Origin of the sequence: Frisingicoccus sp., from assembly GCF_048388605.1 — a bacterium.
Lineage (GTDB): Bacteria > Bacillota > Clostridia > Lachnospirales > Lachnospiraceae > Frisingicoccus.
In genome coordinates this window covers 1-16,468 of the sequence record NZ_DBGCTU010000048.1, presented here as the reverse complement: position 1 = coordinate 16,468, position 16,468 = coordinate 1, and the positions used below count along the sequence as shown (strand labels likewise).

The window sequence follows — 16,468 nt, the reverse complement described above, 5'->3', positions numbered from 1 at the left end:
GTCTTGGCTTCGGACATCTGACGCATTTTGATGGCCTGGGCGTGTGACGGGGTACAGTCCATCTCGTCCATGATGGAAAACAGGTCGGCTTGTTCCTCTTTTCGCAGGTAGGAAAGCTCCACCGCAGGCCGCAGCGCGATTTGCAGCATTTCCGGGTCTTTCAGCACGGAATTGTCTACCAACTCCAGAATTTCCGGGACGAGGTTGGTAAGGCGGATATATCGCTGGATTTGTCTTGCACTATCCGGTACATCTTTGGCAAGCAACTCGTCTGAACGAGTACCTATTAAATCTGCGCCCACTGGGCGCGAATTTTCTTTAGATGGCCTCCCAGCTTGCCTTTTCATGGCGTCCAGCTTCATTTTGTAGGCAAACGCCTTCTCCGAGGGCAAAATCTGCTCCCTTTGCAAGTTGGAATCCACCATGATAATGGTCGCTTCCTCATCGGTGAGATTTCGCACAATGCAAGGGATTTCCGCAAGCCCCGCCAAATCCGCCGCTGTTTTCCTGCGGTGTCCGGCCACCATTTCATAGCCGCCTGACCGCTTGGGCCGCACCAGGGCGGGCACCAGTACGCCGTACTGCTTCACGCTCTCCGCCATTTCCTGCATGGCCGCGTCCATCCGCACCTTAAAAGGGTGATTGGGAAAGTCGCTGATTTCTGCGGGGTTCAAATTGACAACCCGCTCCAGCCTGTCCTCCGCACGGCTTTCTTCGGTGCTGAACAGGTCATCGACTGAGGGAAGATTGAAGTTTAGCGCGTTGCTTTTCGCCATCTGCCAGCACCTCCTTTGAAAACTCCGCATAAGCCTGGGCCACCTTGCTGCCTTTGTCGTAGGTGTAAATGCTCTTGCCTGCGGCGCTGATCTCTGCGGCTTTGATGGCTACGGGAATCTCGGAACGGTAGATTTTCAATACGTTCCCATAGCTTTGCCGCAGGGTATCCGCTGTCTGGCGCGCCAGATTGGTGCGTCCGTCCACCAGGGTGAGCAGAACACCGTCCACCTTCAGGGCCGGATTGATCTGCCGTTTCACCTTACCTATGGTTTTCATAAGCTGAGTCATGCCCTTGGCCGGGAGATAATGGGCCTGGACAGGGATGATCACGCTGTCTGCCGCAGCCAGGGCGTTAATGGTAATCATGCCCAGGGAAGGCATACAGTCAATGAGTACCACGTCATAATTTTTCTTTGCCTCGTTGACATAGGTGCGTAGGGTAAACTCCCGGCTCATGGCGTTTACCAGGCTGACCTCCAGCGCCGATAGTTCAATGTTGGCAGGCATAAGGTCTACGCCCTCGCTGTGGTGCAAAATGCCCTCATCCGTTGTAAAAGGCTCGTCGCGGATCACCTTTTCCATGACGGTGGCAAGGGTGGTCTGCAAGCTGTCCTGGTCTTGCCAGCCCAGACAGGTGGTAAGGTCGCCCTGGGGGTCTGCGTCAATGAGCAGCACCTTTTTCCCCAGCCGTGCAAGGCCGATCCCCAGATTCACCGTCGTGGTGGTTTTGCCTGTGCCGCCTTTCTGGTTAGCCAGCGCGATCACGCGGCTATCCCTGGGGCGGCTTCTTTGTTCCGGCATTTTCATGTCCTCCTTCTTCATAGATTTAGCCGCCCATTGGCAAGATGAACGGCTATGTATGCGTAGAATCCGAAAGATGGGCATGAAAAAAGCCGCTTACTCTATACAAAGAATAAGCGGCTCATAAAGCAACGGTATGTAATTTTACACCTTCTTCACCGGGGTGCACATCACCTTGAGCAGAAGTTCATCCAGACACCCGGTGTCCCGGTTCTCCCGGAGCATGGTATTGCGCAGGCGGTTAAGGCTCTGGATCACAATGCTGTTCTCAGCGGGCGAGATGTATATCTTAAATTTTCTTTTTTTCATAAGGCGTTCCTCCTTTACGTTTTCATTATATATAGGAAGAACGCCGCACCGCAAATGTGCGATTTTCAATCAGAGAGGATTTGGTTGGCAGAGGTATGTATCAACATCTACCTTTAGTTTTTTCATTGCGGCGAGGATTTTTTCGTGCTCTTTACGACGCGGAACACGGACTTCTCTTTCCCAACCGGAATAAGTCGTTTGTCCTATTCCGATAACTTCAGCCATCTGCATTTGAGTAAAGGAAAGCTCCCGCCGCACCTTTTTCAAAAGTGAGGAGTACGGATAATCTACAAAGACAGTGTACTCATCCAGAAGTCTGCTGCGGTCAATCCCCAACACATTTGCAAGTGCCACCGCCGTACTGTGCTTGATGGGGTGCCGGTCATTCTCATACAGAACCAGCGTTGCGGGCACAACACCTACCTTTTCTGCCAGTTCTCTTGTAGTGAGGCCCTGGAATGTCCGGTGATACCTCAAATATTGGCCCGGTGTAGTACAGCCTTCGTCGCTTTGGTAATCAAAGGTCAAGTGAATCATGATCTTGCCTTTGGAATAGAGGTAAATCCCTGTGTGATTGAGATTACTATCGGTAAGGCGATTATTTATAATACAGCGGATATTCCATTAAAAGAGTGTCTGCAGAAAGGCCTGGATGATGGATTTAAGTTTTATCGTCAGAATTCAGGCAATAGCGCAGAACTTATGCATTATGTAAGTCTTTTTGATATAAATGAATTTGCATGTGTAAGTGCAGATGATATTTGCGGCAGCGGTTATGTGGTCGATTCTTTGGAAGCGGCAGTATGGTGCCTGATTACGACAGATACTTTTAAAGAGTGTCTTCTGAAGGCCGTGAATCTCGGGGATGATACAGATACCGTCGCCGCGATCGCAGGCGGCCTTGCGGGCCTCTTCTACGGATATGAGAATATTCCGGAAGAATGGCTTGCAGTTATCCAGAGAAGAGAATGGATTGAAGACATGTGTAAATAAAAGAAAGAAGGAATAAGAATGGATAGAAAAGCTAAAAATGCAGAGATTTTTGCGGATACGGCCAATCTCTGCAAGAAAATTGAACGGCTCCGTGACTGTATTGGAGAATCAAATAATAAACAGACATTATATTTGGAAAAAGTTGTTTTAAATAATAAAGTACAAAGAAGTGCTGCGGCGGATGTCATTGTATCCGGAAAAAGAAGCTTCGAGGCAGCAGCGCCATATGCCAGGGCAGGAAAAAAAGTATGTGTTCTTAACTTTGCTTCTGCGACAAATCCGGGAGGCGGTGTCGTAAACGGCAGTTCAGCGCAGGAAGAGGCGCTTTGCAGATGCAGTACTTTATATTTTAATCTTAATATTCCGTACATGATGGATAAATTCTACGGCCCTCACCGCAGATTGAATAATCCTTTATATAATGATGATTGCCTGTATACGCCGGAGGTTACGGTATTTAAGGAGGACATTTCATTTCCGGAATTGCTTCCTGAAAAGGACTGGTATTCGGTGGCCGTGCTTACCTGTGCAGCTCCGAATCTCAGAAGATATCCGGGCAACTCTATGAATCCGGGTGCAGGAAATAAACCGGCAGCGATTGATGATCATTCGCTGGCTGAATTACTTCATAGCAGGATTGAGAAGATTTTTGCCGTTGCCGCCAATGAAGGGGCTGAGGTTTTGATCTTAGGCGCATTCGGATGCGGCGCTTTTTGTAATCCGCCTCAGATTGTTGCAAATGTTTTCAAACAGGTTCAACAGGATTATCTGCATGTTTTTGATACGATCGAATACGCCGTATTTCATACAGAGTGGGAGAAGGAAAATTATAGAGTGTTTAAGAACGTTTTGGGGTGAACATTGTATCAATGCTTTAAGTAAAAGAAGGTGATAATATTGGACCTAATAAAAACAAGCAGATTCATTAGTTTGATTCTGCGACACAAACCGGAAGCTATCGGTATTTCTCTTGATGAGCATGGCTGGGCAAACGTTGGTGATCTGCTTGATGGTATTTCAAAAACACAGTATATTGATATGGCTATACTTGAAAAAATCGTTACAACGGATAACAAACAACGTTATTCTTTTAATGAGGATAAAACGTTGATTAGAGCAAATCAGGGGCATTCCATTCCTGTTGATGTGGAACTTCCAGAAAAGAAACCACCAATTATCTTATACCACGGAACGGGTGAGAAATATGTTCGCTCAATTAATGAACAGGGGCTTATTTCTAAAAGTCGCCTTTATGTTCATCTTTCTGGTGATGAAGGAACCGCAAAGATGGTAGGCTCAAGACATGGAAAACCTGTTGTTTATGAAATTTATGCGAGTGAAATGTATAATGATGGCTATGTGTTCTATCAATCAGTAAATAGTGTCTGGCTGACAAAAAGTGTTCCAGCAAAATACATGAAAAAGTTATGAGTACATAAGAGATAAAATCTCTTGCGTCTTATTTCGAGATGTGCTATATTGAAGATACAAAGAGGGAAAGCCAGAGAAGCGGCTACCCCCAATAATAATTAAGCTAAACTTTTTACAGTCTGGCCGTCACTATTGCAGTAGTGGCGGCTATTTTCTTTTTTCCCTGAATATCTGATAGCACAGACCAACAAGGGCAACAATGAATATTCCAATCTGAACCAAATCAGAATATGTAACATACATTGGCAACGCCCTCCTTTCTTTTGTCTGGAGGGTTAGCCCCTCCGGTAAAAGAGGGTAAGCCGCCGGGCTCTCTGGTTTTCCATACTTCAAAGTATAGCATACGTTTTTTTATTCAACAATTAGAACTTAATTGCTATTGCTTTTCTAATGCATAAAAAAACGAAATATTAATTTTTTAAAACAACAGATGACATAAGTGGTAAACAAAGAAAATGTATCATATATTATAAAATGTATTTGCTTATTGTATAAAAAACTGAGTAATAAATGTAAATAAGCAAACAAAATCTGGGTTAAACAAATAAACACAATTGATTTTGCTTGCTTATTTTTTGTACTTTGTTTATTGAAGCATTTACTTTTTCATAAAGTCTGTTCCGCTGTGCCATGCCTGGCCGACCTTTTCCCCAATGGCGTAATAGCCGTTCTGCATTTGGTCAAAGGCAAAAGCCTGAATTTTTCCGGCATCGATTTTACCGGCTTCGTCCAGGATTTTTTCGTCAGCGATCACATTGATGATCCGGCCAAGAACGCGAAGGCCATAAGGCTGCGACTGCATTTCCACAACTTCACATTCCAGCGTGATAGGATATTCTGTGATGACTGGTGCATCCACTTTTTCGCTTTTCACAGCGTGAAGTCCGCTGCGTTCAAATTTGTCCGCCATTTTATTAGAGGTGGCGATTCCGAAGAAGTCAGATTCTTTCAGAGTATCTGTTCCCGGCACAGCGAGGGTAAAGGCCTTTCTTGTTTCAATATTAGCTACGGTTTTGTGTTCGGCTTCCAGATTCAGCGCTACCATATCCGCTGCACAGATTCCGCCCCATGCCATCATCATTACATCAACAGTATCATCATCATTATAAGTACCGATCATATAGGTCGGCATTGGGAATAAATAAGGTTTTACACCAAAATTCTTCGTCATGATCATTGCCCCTTTTCTATATTATTGATATTATAATCATAACAAGAATGAGATAAAAAACAAGTACGCACATTTAAGTGCGATACTTACATTAATTTCAAATACTAACCTGAAAGAAAGTGTGAAATGAGTAAACGATGCATATCCAATGAAACCCTGAAAACGACTGGTTTTAATTATACCCATTCGGGCATCCCGTATGTCAGATGCTTCGCATGGGCGTGCTCCGTCAAGCTCCGCACGGTATGGTATACCCATTCGGGCATCCCGAATGGGTATACTTTATTGTTGATGAACGGGAAATATAAAATGACAATTCTTTATACTTGACAGAATATCGACATATCGATATAATTATCGTAAGGAGTGAGATATTATGCTTAAAAAATATTTAAAGGAAAAACATATCTCCATAAAGGAAATCAGCGATAATACGGGGATTGCATATAGTACGGTGAATTATATTGTAAATCATAGAACTCCTATCGAAAAATGTACATGTGAAACTTTGTATAAAATAGCACAGTATTTAAACATATCCATGGATAGATTATATGAGATGAATCGCCAGTATACCCTTCAGGATTTTGAAATATTTAAAAGCGAAGTAGCTCATTCGATTAAATCAAAATCTCAAATTGGTTTTTTGCTGGAGGTTTTGCAGTCAGATATCATTGAAAGATACTGGACAGAAAATCATAGGATTCAGGCACTGTATTTATTATCAATGGTTGATTATCTTTCAAGAATAAATCATGTTCCTTTATGCACAAAATACGATGAATTGAGAAAAGCGCGTATAGAACCAATGATTGTACCTCTTTCCGGGAAGCTGATATCGGCGGTGCTGGGGAAGGATGCGTATGATTATTCTGATTGTATTCCGGAGTTTTTAGCGCATGGAATTATTGAAGGAGATATATTTAATGTATGCTAAGATGTTTAATCGAATGGATATGAATAATAATTTGAAGGAATTAAGCAAGGAGCTCAAACGAGAGTTTGGACGGAATTCCAAACATGAGATTGTAGTTGTCGGCGGCGCTGCCATTGTTTTAAAGCATGATTTCAGGGAATCTTCCAGTGATATTGATGCTATTGTATCGGATGGCTCTTCAATTAAAGATGCAGTCCGTCGAACGGCGGACCGTCTTGGCTTGTCAGCGGACTGGCTTAATTCAGATTTTAAGCAATCATCATCTTATTCCGGTCAATTAGTGGCAGTGAGTAAATACTATAGGACTTTTAACCAGGTTTTAGATGTCAGAATAGTGGATGATAAGTATCTGATTGCCATGAAACTTAAGTCATTCAGATCATATAAAAATGACCAGTCGGATATCATCGGATTATTACAGGATAGTCCATTCACCTATGAAGAAATATGCTCTGCTGTGGAGAGATTATATGGAAAAGATAACGGTGTGAAACCTGAGGCATGGGAGTTTCTGAGGAAGTATTATTCGGCGGAGGGAATTGCATATGATCAGATAAGAAAAGAGGAACTTAATAACAAAGATATTCTTGTTGAATTTGATAAGAATTATGAGAATGTTTTGAAGGAGGATAATTTGGACGATATTTTATCAATACTCAGAGAAAAAAAGAGATTGATATAAAACGATATGGAGGCAGATCAGAAATGACCTGTCTCTTTTTATTTTATAAATTTTTATTGACAAACAATAGACATTCTGTATAATAGGCATTGAATGATGTTTAGTTTTACTAAACTTTAAGATTATTTTTACAACTACAAGTATAAAAAAGGACTTGCGGTAGGAGGCTAACATGGATATTGGACGAAAGTTGAAGGATTTGCGTGTAATGAAGGGACTTACTCAGGAAGAGCTGGCGGACCGGGCCGAGCTGACGAAAGGTTTTATTTCCCAGTTAGAGAGAAATTTGACGTCGCCATCGATTGCCACGTTGATGGATATTCTTCAATGTCTGGGGACGAATATCGGAGATTTTTTTAATGAAGAGACGGAAGAGCAGGTAGTATTCTCAAAGGGAGACTATTTCGAAAAGCTTGATGGCGAGTTGAAAAATAAAATTCAGTGGATCATTCCCAACGCGCAGAAAAATGTGATGGAACCGATTCTTTTGACGTTGGAGCCCGGCGGTTCGACTTACCCCGATAACCCCCACGAGGGGGAGGAGTTCGGGTTCGTACTGAAGGGATCTGCTCGTCTGCATATTGGAAACAATGTTTATAAGATAAAAAGCGGAGAATCTTTTTATTTTCTGCCGGAGAAACAGCATTATCTGGAATCCCGGCATGGGGCAACGGTATTATGGGTGAGTTCCCCGCCCAGCTTTTAATATTTGATACTTAGGAGGAAGAAAAGTTGAGTAAGAAGCCATTAATCGACCTGGTGAATATTACCAAATCCTTTGATGATACTTGTGTTCTGGATGATTTGAACCTGTCTATCAAGGAAAATGAATTTTTAACATTACTTGGGCCTTCGGGTTGCGGAAAAACAACAACATTGCGGATTTTAGGCGGTTTTGTGACGCCGGACAAGGGCAGTGTCATTTTTGACGGACAGGATATCACTCAGGTTCCTCCGAATAAGAGAAATTTGAATACGGTATTTCAGAAATATGCTCTGTTTCCGCATATGAATATTGAGGAAAATATTGCTTTCGGCCTGAAGATCAGTCATAAGTCAAGCGCTTATATTAAAGATAAAATCAAATATGCTTTGAAGCTGGTTAATCTGGAGGGCTTTGAAAAACGTATGCCCTCTTATCTGTCCGGCGGGCAGCAGCAGCGAATCGCTATTGCGAGAGCCATTGTTAATGAGCCAAAAGTTCTTCTTTTGGATGAGCCTTTGGGGGCTTTGGATTTAAAGCTGCGGCAGGATATGCAGTATGAATTGATCCGGCTGAAAAATGAGCTTGGAATTACCTTTGTCTATGTCACTCACGATCAGGAGGAAGCCCTCACCATGTCGGATACGGTGGTTGTTATGAATCAGGGATATATTCAGCAGATGGGGACGCCGGAGGATATTTATAATGAACCGGAAAATGCCTTTGTGGCCGACTTTATCGGTGACAGCAATATCATCGACGGCATTATGGTGCGGGATGAGCTGGTTGAAATTCTGGGCGTGAAGATTGACTGTGTGGATAAAGGCTTTGGCAATAATAAGCCGGTGGACGTAGTTATCCGTCCGGAAGATATTATTCTGGATGATCCCGGCAAGGGCTTTATGGACGGTGTGGTAAGCCACATTATTTTTAAAGGCGTTCATTATGAAATGGAAGTTATGGCAAATGGTTTCGAGTGGCTGGTGCAGAGTACGGTAGCGCATGCAGTCGGCACTCCGGTGAGCCTTCGTGTAGACCCGTTTAATATTCAGATTATGAATAAACCGGAATCCGAAGATGAGAAAGCTGTGGCGCTGGATGAATAAAAGAAAATATTTGGCGGGGCCTTATCTGTTATGGGCTGTAGGATTTATTATACTTCCTTTATTGATGATCATTTATTATGGATTTACCTCTGCGGACGGCGGATTTACGTTGGAAAATCTGTTGGCCATCGGGAATCCGATTCATTATAAGGCTTTGGGACAGTCGCTGCTGATCGCTTTTGGAAGTACCTGTATCAGCCTGGTGATCGCTTATCCGCTGGCTTATATATTGAGTAAAAATCAGGGAAGTAAAAAGGGCATTATCATTATGCTGTTTGTTCTTCCTATGTGGATCAACTTTTTACTGAGGGTTCTGGCTTTGCAGATGATTTTGGCAAATACGGGGATTTTGAATGGGATACTGAATTTTTTCGGGCTCCCATCTCAGCATTTACTCTATACCCGGACGGCGATTCTCATTGGAATGACTTATGATTATCTGCCGTTTATGATTCTGCCGATTTATAATGCCATGTGTAAGATTGACAGGGATCTGATCCATGCGGCGGCGGATCTGGGAGCGGGGAATAAATTGATTTTCAGAAAGATTATTTTACCGCTGTCCATGCCGGGAGTTATCAGCGGAATTATTATGGTATTCGTGCCGAGTATATCAGAGTTTGCGATTGCGGACATTTTGGGCGGTTCAAAGATATTGCTTATCGGAAATGTCATTGAGCAGGAGTTTTCTTTGACTAACAATTGGCATCTGGGCTCCGGACTTTCGATCGTGCTGATGATATTTATCTTTATCAGTATGGCAATTATGAATAAAAATGATGCGGAAGGGGAGGGGCAGATGATATGGTAAAGCGTTATATTGAGAAGTTCTATGTGGGATTTGTACTCTTTTTATTATATGCACCGATAGCCATCCTTATCGTCTGCTCGTTTAATGCCTCAAAATCCCGCCGGGTATGGGGCGGATTTACCTTTCAGTGGTATGTGGAATTATTTCAGGATGAAATGGTTATTGAGGCGGTTCGAACATCATTAATGCTGACAACGGTGGCAGCAATTGTCGCCGTACTCCTTGGAACGCTGGCCAGTATCGGTATCACTGTGATGGGACAGAAAAGGCAGCAGGCGATTATGACGGTTACAAATATTCCGATGCTGAATGCGGATGTGGTCACCGGTATTGCGATCATGCTTCTTTTCGGCCGCTTTTGGAATCTTGGATATTTTTCCATGCTGGCCGCCCATATCACATTGGGTGTTCCCTATGTGATTTTGAATGTTATGCCGAAGCTTCAGCAGACAAGCCTGACGACTTATGAAGCGGCTCTGGATTTGGGTGCTTCGCCGGTATATGCTTTTTTCAAGGTTGTCCTGCCGGACATTATGCCGGGAATTTTTTCGGGATTTTTGCTGGCGTTTACCATTTCTCTGGATGATTTTGTCATTACTTATTTTACAAAAGGCGCCGGAATGAATACGATATCCACGATGATTTATCAGCAGGTGCGCCGTGGTATTAATCCGCAAATGTATGCGCTGTCGACAATTTTATTCCTGCTGATACTTATTGTTCTCTGGGTCGCCAATCGGGTATCGGCGAGACAGGTCCAGGAGACACGGGGATAGAAGGGAGAATGCGGTGAAAAAGTATAGAGTATATGCATGTTTTATGGCAGCGACGGCTTTGTTGCTGAGCGGCTGCGGGGGATCAGAGGATGTGAATATCTCTGATTCGGGAAATACGCTGGTTGTTTTTAATTACGGTGATTATATTGACTTCACAACAATTGAGATGTTTGAGAAGGAAACGGGAATTCACGTGGAATATGAGCAGTATGTAACGCCGGAAGATATGTATACCAAATATCAGTCCGGCAATATTCCCTATGATTTGATCTGTACCTCAGATTATATGATTGAAAAAATGATCCGCAATGGCGAGGCAAAGAAAATCGACACGGCATCTATGGAGTATTATGACAATCTGGATGAGACATATCTGGAATTTTGCCGGGCCTTTGATGCGAAAAATGAGTATGCGGTTCCATATTTTTGGGGAACGGTAGGTATTCTTTATAACACTGAGATGGTGGATGAGGAGGTTGACAGCTGGGATATTCTCTGGGATGAAAAATATGCGAACCAGATCATTATGGAAAACAGTATGCGGGATGCCTTTGAGGTTCCTTTAAAATGGAAAGGTAAATCCTTAAATACAGAGGATGAAGGGGAGCTTTTAGAGGCCCAGTCGCTGCTGATGGAGCAGAAAGAGCTGGTAATGGCTTATATGGTTGATGAATCCAGAGATGCTATGATTGCCGGGGATGCGGCTTTGGCGGTCATATATTCCGGGGACGCTACGGCGGCGATGGAGTCCAATGAAAATCTGGACTATGTAGTGCCGGAGGAAGGCTCCAATATATGGTTTGACTGCTGGATGATTCCGGATACATGTAAACATCAGGAGAATGCGGAGAAGTTCATTGATTTTATGAACAGAGAAGATATTGCCGGGATTAATTTTGATTACGTGTATTACGGCACTCCGAACAGGGTGTTATATGAATCTCTGGATGAGGAAACTAAAGAGGATTATACGATTTTTCCTGAGGAAAGTACTCTGGAAAAGTGCGAGGTATATAAGTATCTCGGCCCGGAAGTTGAAGAATTTTATAATTTGTTATGGAAGGAACTGAAAGCCTACTAAATATAAAAAGCGGCTGCGCAGACAGAATTTTTCTGTGCAGCCGTCATTTCTTGTGGTAAAATGATGAATGGGACAGAATTTGCACACAGGAGGAAATGTTTTGGAACTGTTGAAGGAAGTTATTCAGGTGTACATGGAGAGGAAGGAATGGTTTTGGGAATTAATTCTGCAGCATATCGCAATATCAGCCATTGCGATCCTTCTCGCCGGTGTTATCGGCCTTTTGATCGGAATGTGGATCGCTGAGCATGACCGGATATCTCCGGTGATTTTGGGTATTGCCAATGTGTTTTATACAATACCTTCCATATCTCTGTTGGGTATGCTTATACCGTTCATAGGTATCGGGGATAAGACGGCGGTGGCGGCTTTGACCATCTATGGAATTATGCCGATGGTCCGAAATACTTATGCGGGGATCAAGGGAGTCGATGAAGATATTATTACTGCAGCCAGGGGTATGGGGAGTACGGATTTTCAGATTATGATGAAAATTAAATTGCCGTTGGCTTTGGGAGTGATCATAGCGGGAATTCGAAATATGGTTGTTATGACGATTTCCGTTGCGGCTATTGCTTCGTTTATCGGCGCCGGAGGTCTTGGCGTGGCCATTTACAGAGGTATTACGCTTTATAATACGGCATTGACCTTTGGAGGAAGCTTCCTAATAGCTTTGTTGGCATTAGTCAGTGATCTACTGATTGGATTGATAGAAAAAAAGATAAAAAGAAAGGGAAGATCTTAAAATGAAATTGAGAAAAACAGCAGCAGGACTTGCGGCGGTGATGATGTTGACTGCGGTCATTACGGGATGCGGCGATAAGACAGAAAGCAAAAAAGTGTCGGAAAGCGCCGGCAGTGAGACGATGGAGGAAAATGGAGCAGATCAGGAAAAAACATCCGGGGATCCTATAAAAATTGCGACAAAACCGATGACGGAACAGTATATTCTCGGAGAAATGTTAAAGCTTGTGATCGAGGACAGTACAGATTACAGTGTGGAGATTACGAAGGGTATCGGCGGAGGTACGAGCAACATCCATCCGGCGATGGAAAAGGGAGAATTTGACCTTTATCCGGAGTATACTTCCAGCGGCTGGGTGATGGTTTTGAAGCATGAGGCTTCCGAAGTCAGCGATGACGATATGTTCGAAAAACTGAAGGAAGAGTACGAAGAAAATTTTAATATGACCTGGGTTGGTCTTTATGGATTTAATAATACCTATGCGATTGCGGTTCGAAAAGAAGTGGCGGATGAATTTCCGTTAAAGACAACTTCAGATCTGGCGGCGGTTGCCGATCAGCTTGTGTTTGGCGGAAACCCGGATTATATTGAGCGGGAGGACGGATTTAAGCTGGTGTGCGAAACCTATGGTTTGAATTTCAAGGATGTTAAAGATATCGATATCGGCTTGAAGTATCATGCCATGGAAAACGGTGAGATTGATGTGACCAATGGGTTTACCACGGATGCGCAGCTTAGCCGGGATGATGTGGTTGTTTTGGAGGATGACAGGAATTTACAGGTAAATTATTTCTGCTCAACGATCGTTCGAAAGGATTCTCTGGAAAATTATCCGGGACTGGAGGATGCCCTTATGAAGATGGACGGCATTTTAACAGATAAAGAGATGGCCGGACTGAATTATCAGGTTGAAGTGGAAGGGAAAAATGAGGCGGATGTTGCAAAAGAATTTTTGACTTCCAAAGGAATTATTGCAGAATAATCGGAGAGTAGACGGATGGATATTATTACACTGGAACATGTGACAAAAAGCTTTGACGGGCAGGAAATACTGAGAGATTTTAGCCTTTCGGTGAAAGAAGGGGAATTTCTTACAGTGATCGGGCGGTCCGGCTGCGGAAAAACAACGATGCTGAAACTGATGAACGGTCTTCTGATGCCGGATGAAGGGGCCGTGTGCGTTGAGGGAAAAAATATAGCAGAAACAGATATCATTTCCCTGCGGCGGCGGATTGGCTATGTCATTCAAAATCGGGGGCTGTTTCCCCATATGACAGTGGAAAAAAATATTACCTATGTCCCTGTGATCAGCGGAAAAAAAGATAAGAAGGAAAACCGGGAGCTGGCATTGCGGCTTTTGAAGCTGGTCGGCCTGGAGGAAGAAAAACTGGAAAAATATCCGGCGGAGCTTTCCGGGGGTCAGCAGCAGCGGGTTGGCATTGCCCGGGCTCTGGCTGCAGACCCCAAAATTCTTCTTATGGATGAACCCTTCGGCGCTTTGGATGAAATCACCCGGCAGACAATGCAGGATGAAATCCTGAAGCTTCAGAAATCCTTAAAATTGACAGTGGTATTCATCACACATGATATCCGGGAGGCCATGAAACTGGGTGATCGGGTGATGGTGATGGAGGACGGAAGGGTTGTCCAGCTGGATACGCCGGAAAATATATGCCGGGCGCCGGCCGACAGCTTTGTGGCAGATTTAATAAAAAGTGTATTATAGCATTACAATTTGTCGATTAAAAATGCGTTTTCTCTGCCAGGTTTCGACAGGTTTTTTTAAAAGATTGTTCTATAATCATTGCATAACTATTGAAACCTGAATTATAATATAAGGAGAAAATGGAATGGATATGCAAATGAATGTCAGCGTAAATGCGAAACATAAAGACCGGCTTTTCCGGTTCATCTTTAAAGACAAAGAAGCGCTCCTCGCACTGTATAATGCTGTTAACGAAAGCGACTATGAAAATGTAGATGATTTAGAAATCTACACTATGGAGAATTTTGTCTACATGGGTATGAAAAATGATTTATCCTTTTTGATCGACTGGAATATGAACGTCTTTGAGCACCAGAGTACATACAATCCCAACATGCCCTTGCGGGGGTTCCTCTATATGGCTGCCGCCTTTAAACGATATATCGAATTGCAGCGGCTTGACCTTTACGGAAGCAAACAGCTTCGCCTTCCTGTGCCAAGGTATTATGTTTTCTATAACGGCCTTAAAGAAATGTCGGATGAAGAAATCTTATATCTAACCGACAGCATGGAGGCTGCAGACGGCGTCGAAAAGTCCTGCGCCCAGTTCAGCGCCCACATGGTTAATATCAATAAGGGCCGCAACACCAAAATCATGCAGCGGTGTCCGCTCCTCTATGAATACTCTCTGTTCGTGGCAGAGGTCCGGAAGCGCACGACTCAAAGCAGGCCATTAAGAGAAGCTATTGAAGAAGCCGTGGATTACTGTATCGCACACGATATACTGGCAGATATTTTGCGGGCTAATAAAGCGGAGGTGACAAACATGTGTCTGGAAGAATATGATGAGGCATTTCACATCGCTTCAGAAAAAGAGATCAGTTTTGAAGAGGGGCGGCTTGAAGGACTTAAAAGTGCAGAAAAAGAACGACTTAGAGCAGAAAAGGAACGCCTTAAGGCAGAAAAAGAACAGCTTAGAGCGGAAGCTCTTAATCTGCAGGTTGCTGTCCTGACAAGAAAGCTTCGCGGAGAGTCCGAGAAGGAAATTGCTGAAAATCAGGGCATAACCTTAGATGAGGTACAGAAAATTTTAGAAGAAATTTAGTTTACTAAAGGCAAAATAAAGGGGGATATCGCTGAATTATATTTTCAGGATATCCCTTTAATTTTATGGGCTTTTCAGTGTTTAATTTTGCATGTTTAAGCGGATTTCTTTTAGCTCATCTATGCTGATTCCAGAAACGCTGATAATTTGTTCTTCTGAGAGCAGACCGCTTTTTAAAAGATTACTTATAACGGTTTTTGCACCATCTTTAAAACCTTCTTCCCTTCCTTCGCGGGATGCTATTTCCCAAACATGTTCTGAAATATTACACATTAAACTCAACTCCTCTTCTAAACCATTGTCCATGGGGATACAGTATTCGTTTTGCAGAATGTACTTCTTTTTCTCAATGGGAAGCGTTGGTGATAGCAACGTATTCATCATATTGAGAAAGGGATGTTCGCTTTTTTGTTTCTCATTGAGGCATATGATGATGACACACAGTTTATCGTAGTGCTCGGGAATATCCGGTATTGCACCTACGATATCGGTTTTATGAATATCATATGTAGAAATAGCATTTCCTATGTATTGCGGAGCTTCTGTACAGATCCAGATGGAATAGACCTTCTTTATATTATCGTAGTTTGAATTTGAAAATTCTATACCCTTTTGGGAAGAGAGAAGACGGCCGCCATAATAAATCCCCCTGCTGACGATGGGATAGCCGGGATAAAAATCCTTTTGGCCTTCTATGTTCAGGATAAGCTTAATACTTTGAGTTTCCTGGGGTACATAGGCATTAAAACGAATATCAAAAGTTACGGAACCTTCATTTTGAATTTTATCTTCGGTAGCTAATTCTGCAATTCTATCATTTGTATTTGTTTGTCCGGGGTCAATATGAATTGTGCTGATTTCCGGTTCATTTTCAATGCATTTTTGAATAGCGTCAATTGTTTGATTGGCAAATTCTTTTACTGTTTCACGCATAATCCAAGCAAGTATGATTTTATGACCAAGGACTTTTTTGCATTGAACATCATATCGGATAAGGCATCCGGCAGTTTCAATATCTTTTGCAATTTCTGTTTTCAAGTAACTGAGTGCTCCTTTCTAAGTATAACATATTTTTTTAATATTGGATATCCCGGTGAAATACCAAAAGAAAAGTTTTAAGCAAGAATTACGAAATGCTTTGCTATCTTAAATTCTATTATACCTGAATATGGGAAGGATACAATCACAATTTGTTGACAAAAAAAGACAAAAATATGGGGAAATCGGCTAATGCCGATTTCTACCCATTAAAAAGAGAAATAGAGATACCCTGCAGAAATGCGTGCATTACAACACTTGCATATTCTTCAGGGTATCTCTATTTCTCAGAGTATT

The 16,468-nt window shown here is 42.9% G+C and carries 20 protein-coding genes; 14 read left to right on the top strand and 6 right to left on the bottom strand.

The window, feature by feature from the left end:
• The 4 genes from ACMN7X_RS13265 to ACMN7X_RS13250 form a co-directional block, all read right to left on the bottom strand.
• A partial coding sequence (locus ACMN7X_RS13265; RefSeq protein WP_418747939.1) for a ParB/RepB/Spo0J family partition protein occupies positions 1 to 776 on the bottom strand: 776 nt, incomplete at its 3' end.
• Positions 730 to 1,578, bottom strand: a complete 849-nt coding sequence (locus ACMN7X_RS13260; RefSeq protein ID WP_256173610.1) for a ParA family protein — start codon at positions 1,576 to 1,578, stop codon at positions 730 to 732. The genes ACMN7X_RS13260 and ACMN7X_RS13265, both read right to left, overlap by 47 nt.
• Positions 1,579 to 1,722: 144 nt before the next feature.
• Positions 1,723 to 1,887: a hypothetical protein gene (locus tag ACMN7X_RS13255; RefSeq protein WP_256173602.1), complete on the bottom strand. Its 165-nt coding sequence runs from the start codon at positions 1,885 to 1,887 to the stop codon at positions 1,723 to 1,725.
• 69 nt (positions 1,888 to 1,956) lie between these two features.
• Positions 1,957 to 2,424 carry a helix-turn-helix domain-containing protein gene (locus ACMN7X_RS13250; protein ID WP_187367953.1) on the bottom strand — a complete coding sequence of 156 codons (468 nt, stop codon included), beginning with the start codon at positions 2,422 to 2,424 and terminating at the stop codon, positions 1,957 to 1,959.
• On the opposite strand from ACMN7X_RS13250, the gene ACMN7X_RS13245 reads away from it, so the two are divergent.
• The 3 genes from ACMN7X_RS13245 to ACMN7X_RS13235 are packed head-to-tail and all read left to right on the top strand — an operon-like array spanning position 2,353 to position 4,311.
• Complete coding sequence (locus ACMN7X_RS13245; protein WP_418747938.1) at positions 2,353 to 2,880, top strand: ADP-ribosylglycohydrolase family protein; 528 nt, start codon at positions 2,353 to 2,355, stop codon at positions 2,878 to 2,880. The two genes, ACMN7X_RS13250 and ACMN7X_RS13245, sit on opposite strands and share 72 nt — an antisense overlap.
• 18 nt (positions 2,881 to 2,898) lie before the next feature.
• A complete protein-coding gene (locus ACMN7X_RS13240; protein ID WP_418747937.1) occupies positions 2,899 to 3,738 on the top strand; it encodes a TIGR02452 family protein in 840 nt (279 codons plus the stop codon).
• Positions 3,739 to 3,777: 39 nt separating this feature from the next.
• The gene (locus ACMN7X_RS13235) at positions 3,778 to 4,311 is read left to right on the top strand and encodes an RNA 2'-phosphotransferase (protein WP_418747936.1); all 534 of its coding nucleotides are present in this window, start codon (positions 3,778 to 3,780) and stop codon (positions 4,309 to 4,311) included.
• A gap of 598 nt (positions 4,312 to 4,909) precedes the next feature.
• Here ACMN7X_RS13235 and ACMN7X_RS13230 read toward each other — a convergent pair.
• Positions 4,910 to 5,482, bottom strand: coding sequence for a flavin reductase family protein (locus ACMN7X_RS13230; protein WP_418747935.1), 573 nt, complete (start codon positions 5,480 to 5,482; stop codon positions 4,910 to 4,912).
• Positions 5,483 to 5,858: 376 nt separating this feature from the next.
• Between ACMN7X_RS13230 and ACMN7X_RS13225 the strand changes: the two genes are divergently transcribed.
• The 11 genes from ACMN7X_RS13225 to ACMN7X_RS13175 all read left to right on the top strand — a co-directional run bounded on the left by ACMN7X_RS13225 (position 5,859) and on the right by ACMN7X_RS13175 (position 15,133).
• Positions 5,859 to 6,419: a helix-turn-helix domain-containing protein gene (locus ACMN7X_RS13225; protein ID WP_418747934.1), complete on the top strand. Its 561-nt coding sequence runs from the start codon at positions 5,859 to 5,861 to the stop codon at positions 6,417 to 6,419.
• Positions 6,409 to 7,101, top strand: a complete 693-nt coding sequence (locus ACMN7X_RS13220; RefSeq protein ID WP_418747933.1) for a DUF6036 family nucleotidyltransferase — start codon at positions 6,409 to 6,411, stop codon at positions 7,099 to 7,101. The genes ACMN7X_RS13225 and ACMN7X_RS13220 overlap by 11 nt, the downstream gene beginning before the upstream one ends.
• Before the next feature lie 172 nt (positions 7,102 to 7,273).
• On the top strand, positions 7,274 to 7,807 hold the full coding sequence (locus ACMN7X_RS13215) for a helix-turn-helix domain-containing protein (RefSeq protein ID WP_418747932.1): 534 nt from the start codon (positions 7,274 to 7,276) through the stop codon (positions 7,805 to 7,807).
• Between the two features lie 26 nt (positions 7,808 to 7,833).
• Positions 7,834 to 8,910, top strand: coding sequence for an ABC transporter ATP-binding protein (locus ACMN7X_RS13210; RefSeq protein WP_418747931.1), 1,077 nt, complete (start codon positions 7,834 to 7,836; stop codon positions 8,908 to 8,910).
• Positions 8,903 to 9,721, top strand: coding sequence for an ABC transporter permease (locus ACMN7X_RS13205; protein ID WP_418747930.1), 819 nt, complete (start codon positions 8,903 to 8,905; stop codon positions 9,719 to 9,721). Before ACMN7X_RS13210 ends, ACMN7X_RS13205 begins: the two co-directional genes overlap by 8 nt.
• Positions 9,715 to 10,497 carry an ABC transporter permease gene (locus ACMN7X_RS13200; RefSeq protein ID WP_418747929.1) on the top strand — a complete coding sequence of 261 codons (783 nt, stop codon included), beginning with the start codon at positions 9,715 to 9,717 and terminating at the stop codon, positions 10,495 to 10,497. The genes ACMN7X_RS13205 and ACMN7X_RS13200 overlap by 7 nt, the downstream gene beginning before the upstream one ends.
• Before the next feature lie 13 nt (positions 10,498 to 10,510).
• Entirely contained in the window at positions 10,511 to 11,578 is a 1,068-nt protein-coding gene (locus ACMN7X_RS13195) for an ABC transporter substrate-binding protein (protein ID WP_418747928.1), read from the top strand.
• A gap of 100 nt (positions 11,579 to 11,678) precedes the next feature.
• Positions 11,679 to 12,323, top strand: a complete 645-nt coding sequence (locus ACMN7X_RS13190; RefSeq protein ID WP_418747927.1) for an ABC transporter permease — start codon at positions 11,679 to 11,681, stop codon at positions 12,321 to 12,323.
• Position 12,324: 1 nt separating this feature from the next.
• Positions 12,325 to 13,305: a glycine betaine ABC transporter substrate-binding protein gene (locus ACMN7X_RS13185; protein ID WP_418747926.1), complete on the top strand. Its 981-nt coding sequence runs from the start codon at positions 12,325 to 12,327 to the stop codon at positions 13,303 to 13,305.
• A gap of 15 nt (positions 13,306 to 13,320) precedes the next feature.
• A complete protein-coding gene (locus ACMN7X_RS13180; RefSeq protein ID WP_418747925.1) occupies positions 13,321 to 14,049 on the top strand; it encodes an ATP-binding cassette domain-containing protein in 729 nt (242 codons plus the stop codon).
• A 124-nt stretch (positions 14,050 to 14,173) separates the two neighbouring features.
• A complete protein-coding gene (locus ACMN7X_RS13175; protein ID WP_418747924.1) occupies positions 14,174 to 15,133 on the top strand; it encodes a hypothetical protein in 960 nt (319 codons plus the stop codon).
• Between the two features lie 81 nt (positions 15,134 to 15,214).
• On the opposite strand, the gene ACMN7X_RS13170 is transcribed toward ACMN7X_RS13175, so the two are convergent.
• On the bottom strand, positions 15,215 to 16,171 hold the full coding sequence (locus ACMN7X_RS13170) for a hypothetical protein (protein ID WP_418747923.1): 957 nt from the start codon (positions 16,169 to 16,171) through the stop codon (positions 15,215 to 15,217).
• Positions 16,172 to 16,468 lie beyond the last annotated feature (297 nt).